Annotated in this window: 20 protein-coding genes; 10 read left to right on the top strand and 10 right to left on the bottom strand. The window is 57.3% G+C overall.

Annotated features, from left to right (window positions below):
- From ftsQ to mutT, 7 genes are all read left to right on the top strand, one after another.
- Nucleotides 1-831: a cell division protein FtsQ gene (ftsQ, locus tag KB890_RS10170; RefSeq protein WP_002888624.1), complete on the top strand. Its 831-nt coding sequence runs from the start codon at nt 1-3 to the stop codon at nt 829-831.
- Nucleotides 828-2,090, top strand: a complete 1,263-nt coding sequence (gene ftsA / locus KB890_RS10165; protein ID WP_002888625.1) for a cell division protein FtsA — start codon at nt 828-830, stop codon at nt 2,088-2,090. Before ftsQ ends, ftsA begins: the two co-directional genes overlap by 4 nt.
- A gap of 62 nt (nt 2,091-2,152) precedes the next feature.
- Nucleotides 2,153-3,304, top strand: coding sequence for a cell division protein FtsZ (ftsZ, locus tag KB890_RS10160; protein ID WP_002888628.1), 1,152 nt, complete (start codon nt 2,153-2,155; stop codon nt 3,302-3,304).
- A 100-nt stretch (nt 3,305-3,404) separates the two neighbouring features.
- Nucleotides 3,405-4,322 carry a UDP-3-O-acyl-N-acetylglucosamine deacetylase gene (lpxC, locus tag KB890_RS10155; protein ID WP_002888632.1) on the top strand — a complete coding sequence of 306 codons (918 nt, stop codon included), beginning with the start codon at nt 3,405-3,407 and terminating at the stop codon, nt 4,320-4,322.
- A gap of 322 nt (nt 4,323-4,644) precedes the next feature.
- A complete protein-coding gene (gene secM / locus KB890_RS10150; RefSeq protein ID WP_002888635.1) occupies nt 4,645-5,142 on the top strand; it encodes a secA translation cis-regulator SecM in 498 nt (165 codons plus the stop codon).
- 62 nt (nt 5,143-5,204) lie between these two features.
- Nucleotides 5,205-7,910, top strand: coding sequence for a preprotein translocase subunit SecA (gene secA / locus KB890_RS10145; protein ID WP_002888638.1), 2,706 nt, complete (start codon nt 5,205-5,207; stop codon nt 7,908-7,910).
- Between the two features lie 58 nt (nt 7,911-7,968).
- The gene (gene mutT / locus KB890_RS10140; RefSeq protein WP_004145942.1) at nt 7,969-8,361 is read left to right on the top strand and encodes an 8-oxo-dGTP diphosphatase MutT; all 393 of its coding nucleotides are present in this window, start codon (nt 7,969-7,971) and stop codon (nt 8,359-8,361) included.
- A 52-nt stretch (nt 8,362-8,413) separates the two neighbouring features.
- Here mutT and yacG read toward each other — a convergent pair whose 3' ends face one another.
- From yacG to coaE, 3 genes are read right to left on the bottom strand one after another with little or no spacing between them, the layout of a single operon-like run.
- Nucleotides 8,414-8,608 carry a DNA gyrase inhibitor YacG gene (gene yacG, locus KB890_RS10135; RefSeq protein ID WP_002888644.1) on the bottom strand — a complete coding sequence of 65 codons (195 nt, stop codon included), beginning with the start codon at nt 8,606-8,608 and terminating at the stop codon, nt 8,414-8,416.
- A 9-nt stretch (nt 8,609-8,617) separates the two neighbouring features.
- Entirely contained in the window at nt 8,618-9,361 is a 744-nt protein-coding gene (gene zapD, locus KB890_RS10130) for a cell division protein ZapD (protein WP_004178596.1), read from the bottom strand.
- Entirely contained in the window at nt 9,361-9,981 is a 621-nt protein-coding gene (gene coaE / locus KB890_RS10125) for a dephospho-CoA kinase (protein WP_002888649.1), read from the bottom strand. Before coaE ends, zapD begins: the two co-directional genes overlap by 1 nt.
- Nucleotides 9,982-10,324: 343 nt before the next feature.
- Between coaE and KB890_RS10120 the strand changes: the two genes are divergently transcribed.
- A complete protein-coding gene (locus KB890_RS10120) occupies nt 10,325-11,368 on the top strand; it encodes a GMP reductase (RefSeq protein ID WP_004145938.1) in 1,044 nt (347 codons plus the stop codon).
- A 36-nt stretch (nt 11,369-11,404) separates the two neighbouring features.
- On the opposite strand, the gene hofC is transcribed toward KB890_RS10120, so the two are convergent.
- The 4 genes from hofC to nadC form a co-directional block, all read right to left on the bottom strand.
- The gene (gene hofC / locus KB890_RS10115; RefSeq protein ID WP_004178597.1) at nt 11,405-12,610 is read right to left on the bottom strand and encodes a protein transport protein HofC; all 1,206 of its coding nucleotides are present in this window, start codon (nt 12,608-12,610) and stop codon (nt 11,405-11,407) included.
- Nucleotides 12,600-13,985: a type II secretion system protein GspE gene (gene gspE, locus KB890_RS10110; protein ID WP_004145935.1), complete on the bottom strand. Its 1,386-nt coding sequence runs from the start codon at nt 13,983-13,985 to the stop codon at nt 12,600-12,602. The genes hofC and gspE overlap by 11 nt, the downstream gene beginning before the upstream one ends.
- 10 nt (nt 13,986-13,995) lie before the next feature.
- The gene (gene ppdD / locus KB890_RS10105; RefSeq protein WP_002888683.1) at nt 13,996-14,427 is read right to left on the bottom strand and encodes a prepilin peptidase-dependent pilin; all 432 of its coding nucleotides are present in this window, start codon (nt 14,425-14,427) and stop codon (nt 13,996-13,998) included.
- Between the two features lie 181 nt (nt 14,428-14,608).
- Complete coding sequence (nadC, locus tag KB890_RS10100; protein ID WP_002888684.1) at nt 14,609-15,502, bottom strand: carboxylating nicotinate-nucleotide diphosphorylase; 894 nt, start codon at nt 15,500-15,502, stop codon at nt 14,609-14,611.
- 133 nt (nt 15,503-15,635) lie between these two features.
- Here nadC and ampD point away from each other — a divergent pair, with 133 nt between their 5' ends.
- Together ampD and ampE are read left to right on the top strand one after the other, a co-directional pair.
- On the top strand, nt 15,636-16,199 hold the full coding sequence (gene ampD / locus KB890_RS10095; RefSeq protein WP_002888692.1) for a 1,6-anhydro-N-acetylmuramyl-L-alanine amidase AmpD: 564 nt from the start codon (nt 15,636-15,638) through the stop codon (nt 16,197-16,199).
- Nucleotides 16,196-17,050 carry a beta-lactamase regulator AmpE gene (gene ampE / locus KB890_RS10090; RefSeq protein WP_004177406.1) on the top strand — a complete coding sequence of 285 codons (855 nt, stop codon included), beginning with the start codon at nt 16,196-16,198 and terminating at the stop codon, nt 17,048-17,050. The genes ampD and ampE overlap by 4 nt, the downstream gene beginning before the upstream one ends.
- A 235-nt stretch (nt 17,051-17,285) precedes the next feature.
- Here the strand turns inward: ampE and KB890_RS10085 are convergent, their stop codons facing one another.
- From KB890_RS10085 to aroP, 3 genes are all read right to left on the bottom strand, one after another.
- Nucleotides 17,286-18,236 carry a glycoside hydrolase family 43 protein gene (locus KB890_RS10085; RefSeq protein WP_004177405.1) on the bottom strand — a complete coding sequence of 317 codons (951 nt, stop codon included), beginning with the start codon at nt 18,234-18,236 and terminating at the stop codon, nt 17,286-17,288.
- Complete coding sequence (locus KB890_RS10080) at nt 18,236-19,642, bottom strand: glycoside-pentoside-hexuronide (GPH):cation symporter (RefSeq protein WP_004145929.1); 1,407 nt, start codon at nt 19,640-19,642, stop codon at nt 18,236-18,238. The genes KB890_RS10085 and KB890_RS10080 overlap by 1 nt, the downstream gene beginning before the upstream one ends.
- A gap of 184 nt (nt 19,643-19,826) precedes the next feature.
- Nucleotides 19,827-21,197, bottom strand: coding sequence for an aromatic amino acid transporter AroP (aroP, locus tag KB890_RS10075; protein WP_004147090.1), 1,371 nt, complete (start codon nt 21,195-21,197; stop codon nt 19,827-19,829).
- Nucleotides 21,198-21,518: the final 321 nt, after the last annotated feature.

The following is a 21,518-nucleotide window of genomic DNA, read 5'->3' as shown; positions in this document are numbered from 1 at the left end:
ATGTCGCAGGCTGCGCTGAATACGCGGAACCATGAAGAAGAGGCTTCTTCTTCGCGTCGGAGTAATGGAACGCGGCTGGCAGGGATCGTTTTCCTGCTGGCGGTGCTGTTTACCGTGCTGGTCAGCGGGTGGATGGTTCTTGGCTGGATGGAAGATGCGCAGCGCTTACCGCTGTCGAAGATGGTGGTGACCGGCGAGCGCCACTATACGCGCAATGATGACATCCGTCAGGCGATCCTGGCGCTGGGTTCGCCGGGTACCTTTATGACTCAGGATGTGAACATCATCCAGAGCCAGATTGAACGTCTGCCGTGGATTAAGCAGGCGAGCGTCCGAAAGCAGTGGCCCGATGAATTGAAGATTCATCTGGTTGAATATGTGCCGATTGCGCGCTGGAATGATCAACATATGGTGGATGCAGAAGGAAATGCCTTCAGCGTGCCGGCGGATCGCACCAGCAAACAGAATTTACCGATGTTATACGGTCCCGAAGGCAGCGAGAACGAAGTGCTGCAGGGGTATCGTGACATGGGGCAGGTGCTGGCAAAGGATAAATTCACGTTGAAAGTGGCGGCGATGACCGCCCGTCGCTCCTGGCAGTTGACGCTTAATAATGACATCAAGCTCAACCTTGGCCGTGGCGATACCATGAAACGGCTTCAGCGCTTTATGGAACTCTACCCGGTTCTTCAGCAGCAGGCGCAGACCGACGGCAAACGGATTAGCTACGTTGATTTGCGTTATGACTCGGGTGCGGCAGTGGGCTGGGTACCTGCTCCCGCAGAGGAAACTAATCAACAACAGAATCAGGCACAGGCAGAACAACAATGATCAAGGCGACGGACAGAAAACTGGTAGTTGGACTGGAGATTGGCACCGCCAAGGTGGCCGCTTTAGTAGGGGAAGTTCTGCCCGACGGCATGATCAATATCATCGGCGTGGGCAGTTGCCCATCGCGTGGTATGGATAAAGGCGGTGTGAACGACCTCGAGTCGGTGGTGAAATGCGTACAGCGCGCCATCGACCAGGCCGAACTGATGGCGGATTGCCAGATTTCATCAGTTTATTTGGCACTTTCGGGTAAACATATAAGCTGTCAGAATGAAATCGGGATGGTACCGATTTCGGAAGAAGAAGTGACGCAGGACGACGTCGAGAACGTGGTCCACACCGCGAAGTCGGTTCGCGTTCGCGATGAACATCGTGTCCTGCACGTGATTCCGCAGGAATATGCTATCGACTACCAGGAAGGGATTAAAAACCCGGTAGGGCTGTCCGGCGTGCGTATGCAGGCGAAGGTGCATCTGATCACCTGCCATAACGATATGGCAAAAAACATTGTTAAAGCAGTGGAACGTTGTGGTCTGAAAGTTGACCAACTTATTTTCGCCGGGTTAGCGGCCAGTTATTCGGTATTAACAGAAGACGAACGTGAGCTGGGCGTCTGCGTTGTGGATATCGGCGGTGGTACAATGGATATCGCCGTCTACACCGGCGGCGCATTGCGTCACACCAAAGTGATCCCGTATGCCGGTAACGTGGTGACCAGCGATATCGCCTATGCCTTCGGTACGCCGCCGAGCGATGCCGAAGCCATCAAGGTTCGTCACGGATGCGCATTGGGTTCCATCGTCGGTAAAGACGAAAACGTCGAAGTACCGAGCGTTGGTGGACGTCCTCCGCGTAGCCTGCAGCGTCAGACGTTGGCAGAGGTGATTGAACCGCGCTATACCGAGCTGCTTAACCTGGTCAATGAAGAGATCCTGCAGCTGCAGGAACAGCTCCGCCAGCAGGGTGTTAAACATCATCTGGCGGCGGGGATTGTGTTAACCGGCGGCGCGGCGCAAATTGAAGGTCTGGCGGCCTGTGCGCAGCGCGTGTTCCATACTCAGGTGCGCATTGGCGCGCCGCTGAACATCACCGGTTTAACCGACTATGCCCAGGAGCCGTATTATTCAACGGCGGTGGGGCTGCTGCACTACGGAAAAGAGTCACATCTCAGTGGTGAAGCGGAAGTAGAAAAACGCGTGACGGCCTCAGTGGGCTCGTGGATTAAGCGACTCAACAGCTGGCTGCGAAAAGAGTTTTAATTTTTTAAGAGAACGCAGACAATTAGCGTTCTCAGGCGACAGGCACAAGACGGAGAGAAACTATGTTTGAACCTATGGAACTGACCAACGACGCGGTGATTAAAGTCATCGGCGTCGGTGGCGGCGGCGGTAACGCCGTTGAACACATGGTGCGCGAGCGCATTGAGGGTGTTGAATTCTTCGCGGTAAATACCGATGCGCAGGCGCTGCGTAAGACGGCGGTTGGCCAGACTATCCAGATCGGTAGCGGTATTACCAAAGGTCTGGGCGCGGGCGCGAACCCGGAAGTCGGCCGTAACGCGGCTGATGAAGACCGTGAAGCGCTGCGCGCAGCCCTTGATGGCGCAGACATGGTGTTCATCGCGGCAGGCATGGGCGGCGGTACCGGTACCGGCGCGGCGCCCGTAGTTGCGGAAGTGGCGAAGGATCTGGGGATCCTCACCGTTGCGGTGGTCACTAAGCCGTTTAATTTTGAAGGTAAGAAGCGCATGGCGTTCGCTGAGCAGGGGATCACCGAGCTGTCCAAGCACGTTGACTCACTGATCACCATCCCGAACGACAAGCTGCTGAAGGTCCTGGGTCGTGGAATTTCCCTGCTCGACGCATTCGGCGCGGCAAACGACGTCCTGAAAGGCGCGGTGCAGGGTATCGCCGAACTGATCACCCGTCCGGGTCTGATGAACGTCGACTTCGCGGACGTCCGTACCGTGATGTCTGAAATGGGCTACGCGATGATGGGCTCCGGGGTGGCGAGCGGTGAAGACCGTGCGGAAGAAGCGGCTGAAATGGCTATCTCTTCTCCGCTGCTGGAAGATATCGACCTGTCAGGCGCGCGCGGCGTGCTGGTCAACATTACTGCGGGCTTCGACCTGCGTCTGGACGAGTTCGAAACTGTGGGTAACACCATCCGTGCTTTTGCCTCGGATAATGCGACCGTGGTTATCGGTACCTCTCTGGACCCGGATATGAACGACGAGCTGCGCGTGACCGTAGTGGCGACCGGTATTGGCATGGATAAGCGTCCGGAAATCACCCTGGTAACCAACAAGCAGGTTCAGCAGCCGGTGATGGATCGTTACCAGCAGCATGGTATGTCGCCGCTGACGCAAGAGCAGAAGCCGGCAGCCAAAGTGGTGAACGACAATACGCCGCAAACCGCGAAAGAGCCGGATTATCTGGATATCCCAGCCTTCCTGCGTAAGCAAGCCGATTAAGAATCGACTGGAAGTTGGGCATCTGCGCTCTTTGTGCTAAACTGGCCTCCCGATAGTGGTGTACACTTCGGTTGGATAGGTAAATTGGCGAGATTATACGATGATCAAACAAAGGACTCTTAAACGTATCGTTCAGGCGACTGGCGTCGGTTTGCATACCGGCAAGAAAGTCACTCTGACGTTACGCCCTGCGCCGGCAAATACCGGGGTCATCTATCGTCGCACCGACTTGAATCCACCGGTAGATTTTCCGGCTGATGCCAAATCTGTGCGTGATACCATGCTCTGTACTTGCCTGGTTAATGAGCATGACGTGCGGATTTCTACGGTTGAACACCTGAACGCCGCATTGGCTGGCCTGGGTATCGACAACATTATTGTTGAAGTCGATGCGCCGGAAATCCCGATTATGGACGGCAGTGCGGCTCCGTTCGTTTATCTGTTGCTGGACGCCGGCATTGATGAACTGAACTGCGCCAAGAAATTTGTACGTATCAAAGAGACGGTTCGCGTCGAAGATGGCGACAAATGGGCTGAATTCAAACCGTACAATGGTTTTTCGCTGGACTTCACCATCGATTTTAACCATCCAGCGATTGATGCCAGCACCCAGCGCTATACGCTGAACTTCTCGGCCGATGCGTTCATGCGTCAGATTAGCCGTGCGCGTACCTTCGGTTTTATGCGCGATATCGAATATCTGCAGTCCCGCGGCCTGTGCCTGGGCGGCAGCTTCGATTGTGCCATCGTTGTTGACGATTATCGCGTACTGAACGAAGACGGTCTGCGCTTTGAAGACGAATTTGTTCGCCACAAAATGCTGGATGCGATCGGTGACCTGTTTATGTGTGGTCACAACATTATCGGCGCATTCACGGCGTACAAATCGGGTCACGCGTTGAACAACAAACTGCTGCAGGCGGTTCTGGCAAAACAGGAAGCCTGGGAGTATGTGACCTTCGAAGACGACGCAAAACTGCCAATGGCGTTCCGCGCACCGTCGATGGTTCTGGCGTAAGCCTGACCATTCAGTAAATTCGACTGGTAACCTGGTACTCTCTCCGACCAGGGAGCCAGTCGTTTTTCTTTTATAGCACCCTCCAGTTATTTTCGCTGCGATCCCTGGATAATAATTAGCGTGCGTTCGCTGCTTTATTAAGCGTTTTCGCCGGGCAATCGCCTTCATTCATGCTGCCTCAGGCCGGTATTAATGTTAGTATTTGAGCGCAAAATTATTTCTCAGGGTTGCTTTACCCCGTGGACATCAGGTTGTCCTGCGAAAAACATCAATAAAGAGACAGCCTGAACGACGACGGGTCTAGCAAAGAAAGGTAATGAACGTGAGTGGATTACTGACGCGCTGGCGACAGTTTGGCAGACGGTATTTTTGGCCGCATCTCCTGTTGGGGATGGTCGCGGCCAGCCTCGGCCTGCCTGCGCTAAGCAACGGTCACGAGACCGCGGCGCCAGCGAAGGCGACCGCCAGCAATCACAATCCGAGCAAGGTTAATTTCTCTCAGCTGGCGCTTCTGGAGACGAATCGCCGGCCCAGCTTTACCGTCGACTACTGGCATCAGCACGCCATTCGCACCGTTATTCGTCATCTCTCCTTCGCCATGGCGCCGCAGGCGCTGCCGGTCGCGGAAGAAACTTCCCCGCTGCAGGCTCAGCATCTGGCGCTGCTCGACACCCTCAGCGCGCTGCTGACGCAGGACAGCACGCCGCCGGTGGTGATCCGCCAGGCGGGTTACATCCCTTCTTCATATTCTGCCTTCCGCGTCAGCGCCTGGATAAGCCAGGTGGCGGGGATCCGCGCAGGGCCTCAACGTCTCAGCTGAAAATAACCACGGACCATCCTATTTTTTGTGACTCCGCACCGCGGGGCGTTTGAGATTTTATTATGCTTATCAAAATGTTAACCAAGGTTTTCGGCAGCCGTAACGACCGTACGCTGCGTCGTATGCGCAAAGTCGTCAATATCATCAACGGCATGGAACCGGCGATGGAAAAGCTCTCTGATGACGAGCTGAAAGCGAAAACCGCTGAATTCCGCGCGCGCCTGGAAAAAGGCGAAACGCTGGAAAGCCTGATCCCTGAAGCTTTCGCCGTCGTTCGCGAAGCCAGTAAGCGCGTATTCGGCATGCGCCACTTCGACGTCCAGCTGCTGGGCGGTATGGTGCTTAACGATCGCTGCATCGCCGAGATGCGTACCGGTGAAGGTAAAACCCTGACCGCGACCCTGCCGGCGTACCTCAACGCGCTAACCGGCAAAGGCGTTCACGTAGTGACCGTCAACGACTATCTGGCCCAGCGTGACGCCGAAAATAACCGCCCGCTGTTTGAATTCCTGGGCATGACAGTTGGCATCAACATGTCCGGCCTGCCGGCGCCGGCGAAGCGTGAAGCTTACGCTGCCGATATCACCTATGGCACCAACAACGAATACGGCTTCGACTACCTGCGCGACAACATGGCCTTCAGCCCGGAAGAGCGCGTTCAGCGTAAACTGCACTATGCGCTGGTGGATGAGGTGGACTCCATCCTGATCGATGAGGCGCGTACGCCGCTGATCATTTCCGGCCCGGCGGAAGACAGCTCTGAAATGTACCGCAAGGTAAACAAAATCATCCCGCATCTGATCCGCCAGGAAAAAGAGGATTCGGATACTTTCACCGGCGAAGGCCACTTCTCGGTGGATGAAAAAGCGCGTCAGGTTAACCTGACCGAACGTGGTCTGGTGCTGATTGAAGAGCTGCTGGTACAGGAAGGCATTATGGATGAAGGTGAGTCCCTGTACTCTCCAACCAACATTATGCTGATGCACCACGTTACCGCCGCGCTGCGCGCCCATGCGCTGTTCACCCGCGACGTTGACTACATTGTCAAAGATGGCGAAGTTATCATCGTCGATGAGCACACTGGCCGTACGATGCAGGGCCGCCGCTGGTCCGATGGTCTGCACCAGGCCGTTGAGGCCAAAGAGGGCGTGGAGATCCAAAACGAGAACCAGACTCTGGCCTCTATCACCTTCCAGAACTACTTCCGTCTGTACGAGAAGCTGGCGGGGATGACCGGTACAGCCGATACCGAAGCCTTTGAATTCAGCTCTATCTATAAGCTGGATACCGTGGTTGTACCGACCAACCGTCCGATGATCCGTAAAGACATGGCGGATCTGGTCTATATGACCGAAGCGGAAAAAATTCAGGCAATTATCGAAGATATCAAAACTCGTACCGCTGCCGGTCAGCCGGTGCTGGTGGGGACTATCTCGATCGAAAAATCTGAAGTGGTTTCCCGCGAACTGACTAAAGCCGGCATCAAGCACAACGTCCTGAACGCCAAATTCCACGCCAGCGAGGCGGATATCGTCGCCCAGGCGGGCTACCCTTCCGCGGTGACCATCGCCACCAACATGGCGGGTCGTGGTACCGATATTATGCTCGGCGGTAGCTGGCAGGCGGAAGTCGCTGCGCTGGAAAACCCAACGCCAGAGCAGATTGAGAAAATCAAAGCCGACTGGCAGGTACGCCACGATGCGGTACTGGCCGCAGGCGGTCTGCACATCATCGGTACCGAGCGTCATGAATCTCGCCGTATCGATAACCAGCTGCGCGGCCGTGCTGGTCGTCAGGGGGATGCCGGTTCTTCCCGCTTCTACCTGTCAATGGAAGATGCCCTGATGCGTATCTTCGCCTCCGATCGCGTGTCTGGCATGATGCGTAAACTGGGAATGAAACCAGGTGAGGCGATTGAGCACCCGTGGGTCACCAAGGCGATCGCCAACGCCCAGCGTAAAGTGGAAAGCCGTAACTTCGATATCCGTAAGCAGCTGCTGGAATATGATGATGTGGCCAACGACCAGCGCCGGGCGATCTACACCCAGCGTAACGAGCTGCTGGACGTGTCTGACGTCAGCGAAACCATCAACAGCATCCGCGAAGACGTCTTTAAGGCGACGATCGATGCCCATATTCCGCCGCAGTCGCTGGAGGAGATGTGGGATATCGAAGGTCTGCAGGAGCGTCTGAAAAACGACTTCGACCTCGACCTGCCAATCAAAGAGTGGCTGGATAAAGAGCCGGAGCTGCATGAAGAGACCCTGCGCGAACGTATTCTGCAGAGCGCGGTAGAAACCTACCAGCGTAAAGAAGAAGTGGTCGGCGCCGAGATGATGCGCCACTTCGAGAAAGGCGTGATGCTGCAGACTCTGGATTCGCTGTGGAAAGAGCACCTGGCGGCGATGGATTACCTGCGCCAGGGTATCCACCTGCGCGGCTATGCGCAGAAAGATCCGAAGCAGGAGTACAAGCGCGAATCGTTCTCGATGTTTGCCGCGATGCTGGAGTCACTGAAGTATGAAGTGATCAGCACCCTGAGCAAAGTCCAGGTGCGGATGCCGGAAGAAGTCGAGGCGATGGAACAGCAGCGTCGTGAAGAGGCCGAGCGCCTGGCGCAGATGCAGCAGCTCAGCCATCAGAGCGATGATGAAGCCGCAGCCCAGGATCTGGCGGCGCAAACCGGCGAACGTAAAGTGGGCCGTAACGATCCGTGCCCGTGCGGCTCCGGCAAAAAGTACAAACAGTGCCACGGCCGTCTGAGCTAAGGTCTGATAAAACAAACAAAGGCGCAGAGTTCTGCGCCTTTTTTATGGAGCGCATTCAATGAAAAAACTGCAAATCGCCGTCGGGATAATTCGCAATCCGCAAGGCGAAATCTTTATTACCCAGCGCGCCGCCGATGCCCATATGGCGAATAAGCTGGAGTTCCCGGGCGGGAAGATTGAATCTGATGAGACGCCTGAGCAGGCGCTAATCCGCGAACTGCAGGAGGAGGTTGGGATTACGGTCACCACCTCTTCGCTCTTTGATAAGCTGGAGTATCAGTTCCCCGATCGCCATATTACGCTGTGGTTTTTCCTCGTGGAAAGTTGGCAAGGCGAGCCGTGGGGTAAAGAAGGGCAGCCGGGTCGGTGGATGGCGGGACCAACGTTGGATCCGGCGGCGTTTCCTCCGGCGAATGAACCGGTTATCAGCAAACTTATCGCCCAGGGCTGAGCCCCGGGGCGCGAGGCTAACCCGCCAGGCGCCGGGTTAGCTTGCCATCAAATCAGGGTTGCTGCTCGCTCCAGTCATCGCTATCGGAGAGATCCCCCGCGCTGGGGATGCGCTTCTCTTCCGCTGCCCATTCTCCCAGATCGATCAGTTGGCAGCGCTTGCTACAGAACGGACGAAACGGACTCTGCTCGCCCCACACCACAGTTTTGCCGCAGGTCGGGCAGTTGACGATAGTCTCTTCTGACATGTTATCTCCTTAACAGCAGGCCAGTTCAAAATCAAAGCGCTCCGGCACGATCCCATATTCACTGTCCAGCGCCAGGAAACGGATGGCGAAACGGCTCTTATGGCCGGAAATTTGCGGATAAAGCTGGTGAGCCAGATCGAGACGCAGGCGCAGCAGATCGGCATCTTCGCCATTATCCTGATAAAAGCCGTTGAGGCTGGTCTGTTTGCGGAACAGCGCGGAGTTGCGGATAAGATCGAGGATCAGGCTCAGGGACTGGACCAGCGGATCGAGGCTGGCAAGCCAGCTGGCCACCTGCTCATCGCGATGCGCCTGTGGCATATGGAGCCAGATATGCAGGGTCGGTAAATCGAAGCTGCAGCAGCCGCCAGGAATACTCAGGCGCTGACGCACCAGCGCAATCAGGCGATCTTCACGCAGAAACTGACCAATGCGCGGCGCGGCCATCAGGGTGCTGGAGGACTGCTTCAACTGGTGGCGCAGCTCGTTAATGCGCTCCTGATCGACGCCCGGCACTTCTGCCCATGACTGGAGCTTACGCTGCTGGCGTTCCAGCTCTTTAACCAGGTCAGTGCGCACCTCGCCGCGCTCCAGGACATCCAGCAGATCGCCGGCGTTACGGAAAAAATGGAGCGCATCGGCATGGCTGGCAATCTGCGGACGGAAAGCCATCTGCTGGATCAGAAATTCGATGCGCAGCCAGGTGCGCATTTTCTCATTAAGAGGATGTTCAAACAGAACGGGGGTATGCATTACGAGTTTTCCTGTGAGGCGGCCTGCGATGCCAGCGTTAAATACTTTTCGTGCAGGCGGGCAACATCCGATGCCACTGCATCCGGCGTGCCAGTGTTTTCAATAACATCGTCCGCGACGGCCAGGCGCTGCTGGCGCGTGGCCTGGGCGGCAAGAATATGTTCAGCATGTTCGCGGCTGACCTTATCGCGCAGCATGGTGCGTTCGATTTGCGTCTCTTTCGGCACATCGACGACCAGTACGCGATCGGCCTGGCCGGACAGGCGGTTTTCGACCAGCAAAGGTACAACCCAGAGGAGATAAGGAGAGGTGGCGGCCTGCATCTGGCGGCGCGTTTCCTGCTGAATCAGCGGGTGCAACAGCGCATTGAGCCAGGCTTTTTCCTCCACGTGAGCAAAAATTTTTTCCCGCAGCAGGCGGCGGTTCAGCGTGCCGTCGGGGGCAATCATCTGTGGTCCAAAGTGGCCGACAATGGCCTGGAGCGCCGGGGTACCGGGCTCGACCACCTGACGGGCGATAACATCGGCATCGATAACCTTAACCCCAAGCTGCGCGAAGGCGTCGGCGACCGTACTTTTACCGCTGCCGATCCCGCCTGTTAACGCGACTGTGTACCCCATATCTTCTGACCCTGAAACGGATTGCTCGTATTTTTTGCAGGCAGACAGCGATGACTGGCAGCGCGCCGGGGAGGCGACAGTGAGCATGTCGTGAGGGCCCCGCGCCAACCGGGATCGCCGTCCGCTATACTGTTTGTTTTAATCAAGCAAATCAAATGGTTAAAAAAAATACTCCGGCAGGGGAAGGCATAGGCGCCTTTTTCTCCATTCACCAGGTAAATTTATACGATTGTAGCGTAAAAAAAGTGAAAATCGCAGTCTTGCGCGGGCCTGATTCGCGCGTATGATAACGTCACTGGAGTTGTGCTCTCACATTCATGCCATTAACCCCAGGAATTCGCACATGCGTATTGAAGAAGATCTGAAGCTTGGTTTCAAAGACGTTCTTATCCGCCCGAAACGCTCTACCCTCAAAAGCCGTTCTGATGTTGAGCTGGAACGTGAATTCACCTTTAAACATTCAGGCCTGACCTGGTCCGGCGTGCCGATTATTGCGGCTAACATGGATACCGTCGGCACCTTCAGCATGGCTAAAGCGCTGGCCACTTTTGGTATTCTGACCGCGGTACATAAGCACTACACCGCTGAAGAATGGCTGGCGTTTACCCAGGGCGCATCCGCAGACGTACTCAAGCATGTGATGGTTTCCACCGGCACGTCCGATGCGGATTTCGAAAAAACCCAGCAGATCCTCTCTCAGAACCCACAGCTGAATTTTGTGTGTATCGACGTCGCCAACGGCTACTCCGAGCACTTTGTACAGTTCGTGGCGAAGGCGCGCGAAGCCTGGCCGCAAAAAACTATCATCGCCGGGAACGTGGTCACCGGTGAAATGTGCGAAGAGCTGATCCTCTCCGGCGCCGATATCGTCAAAGTTGGCATCGGCCCGGGATCCGTCTGCACCACCCGCGTTAAGACCGGGGTCGGCTATCCGCAGCTCTCCGCCGTGATTGAGTGTGCCGATGCGGCGCACGGCCTTGGCGGCCAGATCATCAGCGACGGCGGTTGCACCATGCCGGGCGATGTGGCGAAAGCCTTCGGCGGCGGCGCTGATTTCGTGATGCTTGGCGGCATGCTGGCGGGCCATGAAGAGAGCGGCGGAACCATCGTTGAAGAGAACGGAGAGAAATTCATGCTGTTCTACGGCATGAGCTCCGAGTCGGCGATGACCCGCCATGTGGGCGGTGTCGCGAAATACCGCGCGGCGGAAGGCAAAACCGTTAAGCTGCCTTTGCGTGGACCGGTGGAGAATACCGCACGTGATATTCTCGGCGGCCTGCGTTCTGCCTGCACCTACGTTGGCGCCTCGCGTCTGAAAGAGCTGACCAAGCGTACGACCTTTATCCGCGTTCAGGAACAAGAGAACCGGGTATTCAATAGCCTGTAATCGGCTGCACTGGCGCCTGCGCGGCGCCAGTGTTTCTCATCCTCCCGCCCCGCCAATGGCATCGCCCAGGTGAAAAACGGGCAAATACATTGCCACCACCAGAATCCCGACCAGCGAGCCGGTTATCACCAGCATCATGGGTTCAAGATGCGCAGCCAGACTATCGGCTCGCTGATAGGTTTGCTGGCGATGGTGATGCGCCAGGTTTTCCAGCATCTGATCCAGCGCTCCCGCGCTTTCCCCCGTGCGGATGAGCTGCAGGCACAGCGGTGTAAAACCGCCGCAGCGGCTTAACGCCTGCCAAATCGGCTCCCCCTGAACGATCAGCGCGCGGGCCTGCGCCAGACGCTGGCGCCATAGCGGGCACGACAGGGACTCTTCAACGCTTTGCAGCCCCTGCAGAAAGCTAATACCGGCGCTTTGGGTTAACGCCAGGATGGTGAAGATCAGGCTCAGCTGTTGTCCGCCGATCAGGGAGCCAATGAGAGGAAGCGCGTTAAGCAACCGCTGGCGGCGCAGCAACCAGTCGCTGCGCCGCCGGATCAGCTGGTTGAGCAGCAGCGGGCTCAGCAGCAAGGCCAGCAGCAGCGGCCAGCCGCGACTTAGCATGTCGCCTGCCGCAACGACCATCCGCGTCAACAGCGGTAACGGCGTACTGAACGTCTGGTAGATGGCGGTGAACTCGGGCAGGACAAAATAGAGCATCCCCAGCACCACCAACAGCGCCAGAGAGAGCACGATCAGCGGGTAGCGCAGCGCTTTTTTGACTTTGCTGGCGAGCCGCTGCTGCTCCTGCTGCTGATTTGCCAACTGCAGGCAGCAGATATCGAGCTTGCCCGTCAGTTCGCCGGTGCTAATCATCGCCAGATATAGGGGCGGAAAAGCCTGGGGCCACTGCGCCAGCGCGGCAGAGAACGCCACGCCCTGGGCCAGCTCGCGGCCCAGCGCCTCAAGCAGCGCCTGCCACTGGGCATGCGACTGCTGCTGCGCCAGCAGCGATAACCCTTCCGCCAGCGGCAGGCCGGCCTGCAGCAGGGACGCCAGCTGGCGGATCGTTTCGCAACTGTAGCGCGGGTGCCAGAGGCTCTGCTTCACCGCACAGCGGCGTACGGCCAGCGGTATGACTCGCTGCTGTTGAAGGTGCTGCAGGACCTCCAGACGCTTGGTTTGCCATAGCATCCCCTGACAGGGGGCGCCCTGCACATCAATACCGCGCCAGCGCCAGAGACGCTTAGTCGCCATGGGGGATCCCCAGCACCCGCACCACCTCTTCGAGGCTGGTCAATCCCTGTTCGATAGCCTGACAGCCGCTTTCAAAAAGCGTCATCATCCCTGCGGCTCGCGCCAGAGATTCAATCTCAATGGCGTTAAGTCCCTGGACTATCCCCTGGCGTAGCCCGGGGGTAACAGGCAGCACTTCGAACAGCGCCAGCCGGCCGTAATATCCGTGGTAACAATGTTCGCAGCCCGCTGCCTGCCAGCGTGGCAGCGGGCGGGGCCACAGGCTGTGCGGCAGGTCGGCGGCGCTGCCGGCATTACGCCGACAGTGGGGACACAGCTTGCGGACCAGACGCTGGGCGATGACCAGCGAGAGCGCAGAGGAAATCATCCAGCGGGCGATGCCCATTTGCTGCAGGCGGGTCAGGGTTTCGCTGGTGGAATTGGTGTGCAGGGTGGAGAGCACCAGATGACCGGTCTGGGCGGCTTTGAGCGCGATTTCAGCGGTCTCGGCATCGCGGATCTCGCCCACCATGACAATATCCGGATCCTGGCGTAACAGGGCGCGCAGCACACTGTGAAAAGTGAGTCCGGCGCGGGGATTGATTTGCGTCTGGTTCATCCCGGCGATGGGGATCTCCAGTGGATCCTCCACGCTACAGATATTCACTTGCTCACGGTTTCTGGCCTGCAGGGCGCTGTAGAGGGTCACCGTTTTCCCGCTTCCGGTTGGGCCGGTGACCAGCAGCAGACCCTGCGGCTGGTTCAGCGCCTGGCGAAAGGCCGCCAGCTGGGAGGATGAGAGTCCGAGTGCTTCCAGATCCAGCGCCTGGTCAACCTGATGCAGAAGGCGCAGGACAATCTTTTCGCCATAGCGGCAGGGCAGAGTGGCGATGCGAAAAGAGAGCGGTCGTCCCGCAAGATTCAGCGCGAACTGGCCATCCTGCGGTAAACGGTGCTCGGCGATATCGAGACTGGCCAGGACCTTGAGTCGCGCGATAACCGGTGCGGCCAGTTCGGGAGCCAGCAACGGTAGGGCGTGAAGGACGCCATCGACCCGCAGGCGGATGCGTAAGTGCGTTTCCGTGGGCTCGATATGAATATCAGACGCCCGCTGACGCAGGGCCTGTTCGAGGATCTGGTTGACCCGTTCGGCGATATTTTCCGGCCCGTCGTTCTGCGCCAGTTGCGCCTGCTTTTCCTGGGCCTGCAGACGCTTATCCATCTGCTCCTGGCTCCAGCATTCAATGTCGATCCGCTTTTGCGTCGCGAAGCGTAGCGCCTCCATCAACTCCGCCGGCGGGGTATTAACCACCGCAATAGAGATTGTCTGTTCATCGCTATGCAGCAGCATGGCGTGGTAGCGACGGCAGAGGGGGATCAGCTGTTCTGTTTTCATGCATTAGCCCTCACTTCACCCGGAAAACGTCTTCGCAGGCCTGCTGAAGCGCGCTATTGCCGGTGATGGTGCAGACGCGCTGCCAGCCGGTGACGCCCTCGGCATTGTCCCAGGTCGGCGTCAGGGTGACCCCCAGTCCGTTCAGACTCTCCTGACCGGTGAGGGTGACGACCCCTTTGGCCACGCTCATGGCGGAGAGGTAGCGCGTGGTTGTCGGCGAGGGAATGCCGTTGCTGCCGCCGTCGCATGGCGTTAGGCCGCCATGATCGAGCGCGCAAAGTTCGATGGCTGTCCGGTAAGGGACAAAGGTCTGCAGCAGGTCGGTGAGGGCGGCTTTACGCAGGTAGTTCTGGTAGGCCGGGATGCCGATGGCGCTAAGAATGGCGATGATTCCGATAACCACCATCAGTTCAATCAGGGTAAAACCTCGTTGTTTATCCATAAGTCGCTCCTTGTTGTGACAGGAGCACTGTGAAGGGATTGAGGGGCGCAGGCGAGGGGGCGAAAACGATCCGGGAAAGCGGGTTCCAGGGTTTTTATCTGGATTTCATGGTGAGCACGGGCGACTGCGAGGCGGGCCGCAAATTCAGGCCTTCACGCCCGGAAGCGTGAAGGCCTGTTGCTCAGCGGAAGCGCATCGACAGGTCGAGCGCCTGCACATGTTTGGTCAGGGCGCCGACGGAAATATAGTCGACGCCGGTATCGGCGAATTCGCGGATGGTGTCAAAGGTAACGTTGCCGGAGACCTCCAGCGCCGCCTGGCCTGCGGTAATTTTCACCGCCTCGCGCATCAGATCGGTGGTGAAGTTATCGAGCATAATGATATCAGCCCCGGCTTTTAACGCCTGCTCCAGTTCATCCAGGGTTTCCACTTCCACTTCCACCGGCACATCAGGATGCAGCCAGAACGCCTTTTCCACTGCCTGACGGATCGATCCGGAGGCGATAATGTGGTTTTCTTTAATCAGGAACGCGTCGAACAGGCCTAGTCGATGGTTGGCGCCGCCGCCGCAGAGTACCGCGTATTTCAGCGCGGTACGCAGCCCTGGCAGCGTTTTGCGCGTATCCAGCAGTTGGGTTTTGGTGCCGGCGAGCAGGTCGACATAGCGACGGACGACGCTGGCGACGCCGGAGAGGGTTTGCACAAAGTTCAGCGCCGTGCGTTCGCCGGTGAGCAGAATACGCGACGGGCCTTCCAATTCGAACAGCGGCTGGTCGGCTTTGACCGCATCGCCGTCGGCCACGTGCCAGGTGATATTCACATCGTCACCGGCGAGCTGAATAAAGACCTCTTCCACCCAGCGTTTGCCACAGAAGACGCCATCTTCACGAGTAATGACCACCGCATGGGAGCGTGCATCCTGCGGCAATAATTGCGCGCTAATATCGTTGTTGGCGTCGACTTCGCCGCCCAGATCTTCCCGCAGGGAGTGTGCGACAGCATCGGTAATATCGAGATTAATACGTTCCAGCAGCACGTCACGGCGGCGGTCGGGGTTGTAACGACGAGGCGACATGATAAAGCTCCAGATAGATAAGATTCAGAAGTGGGAAACATGCTAACCTGAACGACGTTTCAGTACCATACACACTTCATCCTTTGGGCCGGCGTGTGGCCCGGAAGCATGAGTTCGCGAAAGGAGATCCCGCATGCAGTTGAACGAGGGGTGGTTGGTCGGCGCGCGTCGGGTTCCCTCGCCGCACCATGACTGCCGTCCGGATGAAGAGACCCCTTCCTTACTGGTGGTGCATAACATTAGCCTGCCACCGGGGGAATTTGGTGGTCCGTGGATTGATGCGCTGTTCACTGGTACCCTGGATCCGCACGCGCATCCTTTCTTTGCCGAGATTGCTCATCTGCGCGTTTCGGCGCATTGTCTGATTCGCCGTGATGGCGAAATCGTGCAGTATGTGCCTTTCGATAAGCGGGCGTGGCATGCGGGCGTCTCCTGTTATCAGGGACGCGAACGCTGCAATGACTTTTCCATCGGCATAGAGCTGGAAGGCACCGATACTCTGGCGTATACCGACGCGCAGTACCGGCAGCTGGCGGCGGTGACGGATCTGCTGATCGCGCTTTATCCGGCTATCGCCGAAAACATTGCGGGCCACAGCGATATCGCGCCCGTGCGGAAAACCGATCCAGGACCGGCCTTTGACTGGATAAAATACCGTGCGCTGCTCAGCGCCCCGTCAGAAAAGGAGACCTCATGACGCTGTTTACGACGCTGTTGGTGCTTATCGCCGAACGGCTGTTTAAGCTGGGCGAACACTGGCAGCTTGATCATCGGCTGGAGGTGGCGTTTCGCCGGATAAAACATTTCTCGTTACCGGGCACGCTGCTGATGACGCTGGTGGCTGTCGCGGTCGTGTATATCATTCAGCGTCTGCTGCAGGGGCAGCTGTTTAACATACCGCTGCTGGTGTTCTGGATTTTACTGGGCCTGCTATGCATTGGCGCCGGCAAAGTTCGGCTGCACTACCATGCCTATCTGAAAGCGGCGTCGCGCAATGACAGTCGCGCCTGCGATGCCATGGCCAGCGAGCTGACGCTGATTCACGGCGTGCCGCCGGGCTGTGATGAGCGTGAGTACCTTAGCGAACTGCAAAATGCGCTGCTGTGGATTAACTATCGATACTATCTGGCGCCGCTTTTCTGGTTTGTCGTGGGGGGGGCCTGGGGCCCGCTGACGCTTATCGCCTACAGCGTACTGCGCGCCTGGCAGACATGGCTGGCGCGCTACCAGACGCCGCACCACCGGTTGCAGTCCGGGATCGATGGTATCCTGCATATTGTGGACTGGCTGCCGGTGCGTCTGGTGGGGGTGGTCTATGCCCTGGTGGGCCATGGTGAAAAAGCGCTCCCGGCGTGGTTTGCTTCGCTGGGCGACCGCCATTCGTCGCAGTATCAGGTGTTGACCCGCCTGGCGCAGTATTCCCTGGCCCGTGAGCCGCACGTGGATAAAGTAGCGACGCCGAAGGCTGCGGTATCGATGGCTAAGAAGACTTCGCTGGTGGTAGTGGTGATTATGGCGCTGCTGACGATTTACGGTACCCTGGTTTAACGGCCTGAGCCCGCGCGCTGCCTGCCACGATGTACGTACCTGCGGGGCTTTTGTTGCCTGATGGCGCTGCGCTTATCCGGCCTGGCGAGTCACCCGCAGGCTCACGTCACGTAGACCCGGCAAGCAACAGCGCCGCCGGGCGATATATCAGACGCCGTGCTGGTCATGTTGCCGGGCGGCGGCTTCGCCTGACCCGGCCTGGAGAACCCGCGCCAGCGGGTAACATTCCGAACCGCTACAGCGTATCCGCCGGTGGAATACCGAAGTCGGGCATCCCGTCTTCCCGCCAGCTGACCAGCTTTAACCGCGTATGGCGATTGGGATCATACAGCGGGTCGCCTTCTATCTCGGTGTAATTCCGCGCGTGATACACCAGCACATCTTCCCCTTCCGGCGTTTGGGTAAAACTATTATGACCTGGGCCATACTGGCGGTTTTCATAGCTGGTGCGGAACACCGGCTGCGGAGCTTTATGCCAGTTTGCCGGCTGCAGCGGATCGGCCTGCCGGTCGATCCATAACAACCCCATGCAGTAGTTTTCATCGGTGGCGCTGGCGGAATAGCTGATAAATAGCTTATCGCCATGCATCAGTACCGCAGGCCCTTCGTTGACCTTAAATCCCCGGCACTCCCAGTCGAACTCCGGCTTGCTCAGCATGACCGGCTCGCCTTTTAACGTCCACGGGTTAGCCATTTCGGCGAGATACAGGTTTGAGTTGCCTTCGATATGCGGGGATTTTTGCGCCCACAGATACCAGCGTTTCCCCTGATGGGTAAAAGTGGTGGCATCGAGGGCGAAGGTATCGAAAGGCGTGACCACCTGGCCTTTTTCCTGCCAGCGGCCGGTCAGCGGATCGCTGTCAGCGCACTCGAGAACGAACATGCGATGCTGAAACATCCCCAGCGCATCCAGATCGTGAGTATGGGTGGCGGCAAAATAGATATACCACTTACCGTCTATTTCATGCAGCTCCGGCGCCCAAATCAGTTGGCTCATCGGCCCGCTTTGCGGCGCGCGCCAAACCACGACCGGCTCAGCATCGCGTAATCCTTCAAGGGTTACCGCGCGCCGGATCTCCAGCCGGTCGTATTCCGGCACCGAGGCAATAAAGTAGTAGTGGCTAAGATGGCGCAGGATAAAGGGGTCTGCACGCTGTTCAATAAAGGGGTTTGGCCAGTTGTTCATCAGGCTTTCCTTACGTGTTCACTGGTTTTCAGTTCCTGGTATTCGTTCAGCTCGCTGTAGTTGCTGCGGCGCTTCTCCAGATCGCTCTGAATCTGGCGCATCAGGGTACGGTCAACCTTCAGCAGGCGCACCACGCCGGCGGTGATCAGATAGCCGACGCCGGGAATGACTGAGAATAGCAGCACGATACCGTTCAGCGCGGAGGCGCTTTGCGCTTTCGCGCCGGCGTCGTAGCCGTACCATGACAGCAGGAAACCGACCATTGCCCCGGCGACCGCCAGGCCGACCTTCAGGAAGAACAGATTACCGGAGAAGCTGATACCGGTGATGCGCTTGCCGGTTTTCCATTCGCCGTAGTCGTCAACGTCGGACATTAGCGACCAGTGTAGCGGGGAAGGGATTTGATGCAGAATGTTGAGCAGGAAGTAGAGCACCATAATCAGCGTGGTGGCGTGTGGATTAAAGAAATAGAAGGCGCAGGAGAACACGGCCAGCACGATATTGGTCCAGAAGAAAACCTGCAGTTTGCACCAGCGGTCGGTCAGGACTTTCGCCAGCATGCTGCCAATCATCATCCCAACTACGCCGAGGCTGATAAACAGGGTGGCAAAATGGGTGCTTTGTCCCATCACCCAGGTGACGTAGTACATGGTGGCGGCCATGCGGATAAAGCCCGGACAGACGTTGCACAGCGTGAGCAGCAGGATGCGCACCCACTGGTCATTTTTCCAGACGTCTTTCAGATCTTTTTTCAGTTCGTCATTCGTCTGCACCGCCGGGCGGATACGTTCGCGCACGGTGGCGAAGCAGAACAGGAACATACACATACCGATAAAGGCCAGCACGGTCATCGCCATCTGGTAGCCCTTCGCTTTATCGGCGCCGCCGAACCAGTCGGCCATTGGCAGCAGCGTCAATGACAGCAGGAGCGTGGCGATACCCACCATGACGAAACGATAAGACTGGCAGGCAACACGCTCTTTCGGATCGGCGGTCATCACCGTTCCCAGCGAGCAGTAGGGAATATTAATCGCGGTATAGGTAATCGACAGCAGAAAGTAGGTCACAAACGCATAGATGACTTTGCTATTGTAGGTCCACTCAGGAGTGGTGAACATCAGGACGCTGAACAGGGCGTAGGGGAAGGCGATCCACAGCAGCCATGGACGAAAGCGACCATATTTACTACGGGTGCGGTCGGCAAGAGCGCCCATGATAGGGTCGGTTACCGCATCGATGACTCGCACCGAGAGCAGAAGTACGCCGACCAGCGCCGGCGCTAGTCCGAATATATCAGTGTAAAAATAGTTCACAAACAGCATGATGGCGCCAAAGATAATATTGCATCCGGCATCACCCATCCCGTAACCAATCTTTTCTCTTATTGAAAGCGTGTTCTCTGCCATGTGCGGTCTCTCCGTTGCAGTATGGAGAGAATTATTGGCTGCGGTTGGCAGAAATACGTTGCAGGAACTCGTTGACGATATGGATAAATAAGCTATGGAGGGGAAAGTGTGAAGCAGATAACAATGCTCTGCGCCCATTATTCAGGGGAGGGCGCAGAGCAAAGTGAAGTATTGATGAGATGTATTATTGTGCTTTTATGGTGGCGGCGGCTTTCTCTTTAAACAGGTAGCCCACGCCCAGCACTGCAATCCATACCGGGATCAGCCAGACGGAAATCGCCATCCCCGGGGTCATCAGCATAATCACCAGCACCGCCGCCATAAACAGCAGGCACAGCCAGTTGCCCAGCGGATAGAAGAGGGCCGGGAAACGCGTGACCACGCCCTGCTGCTTTTTGGCGCGACGGAATTTCATATGCGCGAGGCTGATCATCGCCCAGTTGATGACCAGGGCTGAGACCACCAGCGCCATCAGCAGACCGAAAGCAGATTCAGGCGCCAGGTAGTTGATCAGCACGCACAGCGCAGTGACCAGGGCCGAGACGAGAATGGTATTCACCGGCACGCCGCGTTTGTCGACGCTGAGCAGCGCTTTTGGCGCGTTGCCCTGCTGAGCAAGGCCGAACAGCATACGGCTGTTGCAGTACACGCAGCTGTTATAAACCGACAGTGCTGCCGTCAGCACCACCACGTTCAGAGCGTTTGCCACCAGCGTATCGCCAAGTTCATGGAAGATCAGGACGAACGGACTGGTGTCCGCGGTGACGCGGGTCCACGGCAGCAGGGAGAGCAGCACCGCCAGCGAACCAACATAGAAGATCAGAATACGGTAAATAACCTGATTGGTGGCTTTAGGAATGCTTTGCTCCGGATTATCCGCTTCCGCGGCGGTGATCCCCACCAGCTCCAGGCCGCCAAAGGAGAACATGATGATCGCCATCATCATCACCAGCCCGTAAAAGCCGTGCGGCAGGAAGCCCCCCTGGTCCCACAGGTTACGTACCGTCGCCTGCGGGCCGCCGTTGCCGCTGAACAGCAGCCAGCCGCCGAACAAAATCATCGCCACTACGGCGACCACTTTGATAATCGCGAACCAGAATTCCATTTCACCGAACACTTTGACATTGGTCAGGTTAATGGCGTTGATGGCGATGAAGAAGACCGCCGCCGAGGCCCAGGTAGGGATTTCCGGCCACCAGAACTGGATATATTTGCCAACGGCGGTCAGTTCCGCCATGGCCACCAGGACATACAGTACCCAGTAGTTCCAGCCGGAGGCGAAGCCGGCAAAACCGCCCCAGTATTTGTAAGCAAAGTGGCTAAATGAGCCGGCCACCGGCTCTTCCACCACCATTTCGCCCAGCTGACGCATGATCAGGAAAGCGATAAAACCGGCGATAGCGTAACCAAGAATGATACCCGGTCCGGCGGACTGAATGACGGACGCGCTCCCCAGAAACAGGCCGGTGCCGATAGCCCCGCCCAGCGCGATGAGCTGAATGTGACGGTTTTTCAGGCCGCGCTTCAGCCGATCGCCGTGCTGTTGACCTTCCATATGAAACCTCGTGTGTGGTTATTTTTTGTGTACGTCATCCGTCAGGTTGCTGCTTCACTGCTGTCCCTGCCTGAAAGCATAGCCAGCGAAAATTTGGGCGAAGTGGCCCACTTTTTACCTGAGTGATGGCGCGCACATATTGTTGTGTTTGTGTATTCAGTAACTTCCGTTTCTGTATTGTTTTGTTTACGGAAGGCTGTGTGGTAATTCCGAAAAAGGCCTTTCGTCTCCGGCAGAATAGTGGTAAGCGCGTTTGAATGCACCTGCTTTATGAAGGGATGATGACGATGTGTCTAAAAAGACATCAATAGTCACAATCTG

Origin of the sequence: Klebsiella sp. P1954 (genome assembly GCF_018199955.1) — a bacterium.
Classification (GTDB): domain Bacteria; phylum Pseudomonadota; class Gammaproteobacteria; order Enterobacterales; family Enterobacteriaceae; genus Klebsiella; species Klebsiella pneumoniae.
The sequence above is the reverse complement of the archived record's forward strand: the minus strand, read 5'-3'. Positions and strand labels throughout refer to the sequence as shown.